This is a genomic window from Wolbachia endosymbiont of Pentidionis agamae (genome assembly GCF_036711655.1).
Classification (GTDB): domain Bacteria; phylum Pseudomonadota; class Alphaproteobacteria; order Rickettsiales; family Anaplasmataceae; genus JAZHPY01.
The window spans coordinates 1-530 of record NZ_JAZHPY010000161.1; the positions used below are offsets into that span (position 1 = coordinate 1).

At 38.5% G+C, this 530-nt stretch carries 1 protein-coding gene; it reads left to right on the top strand.

Annotated features, from left to right (window positions below):
* Positions 1-244 precede the first annotated feature (244 nt).
* The gene (locus V6U76_RS05445) at positions 245-382 is read left to right on the top strand and encodes a hypothetical protein (protein WP_333024131.1); all 138 of its coding nucleotides are present in this window, start codon (positions 245-247) and stop codon (positions 380-382) included.
* The last annotated feature ends 148 nt before the right edge of the window (positions 383-530 follow it).

Below are 530 nucleotides of genomic sequence, written 5' to 3' on the forward strand. Positions count from 1 at the left end.
TGAAGTTTTACCGCACGGATCAGAGATGCTGTGCAATGCTTACTCATCGTCACGGAAAAAGCATCACAGTTACCTGTGTTTAAACGCACTTGGATATTCATATATGTTGGATCGAACTCACAACGCTGCGATTTTAATCGATTTAAAAGACTGAAATGATTTGGTTGTTGGATTGAACAATACGCCAGATGTTTTTGTTATCAGCGAGGGGATCAAATTTATTACCGGTGGTGACGGGGACGATGTGTTCTTATTAGTTGGACAGAACAGAACAGGCCTTTTTGATGGCGGTAGTGGCAATAACGTATTAGTTGTTGATACTTATCGACCTCATTGTTCTCGAGTAAGAGTGATTTTAAGAAATTTACCGCTCAAAAGGTGAAGCAAATTTAAATTGCGCAATAATGATTGAATAAATTTTTTAACAGGTAGCGACAATCAAGCGACAACAATGGATTTTGCTGCGATGAAGATTGTAGTTGGAATGAAGCAAAGGTCTGAAATTTTATATTGCAGTTGCGACTTTCGAC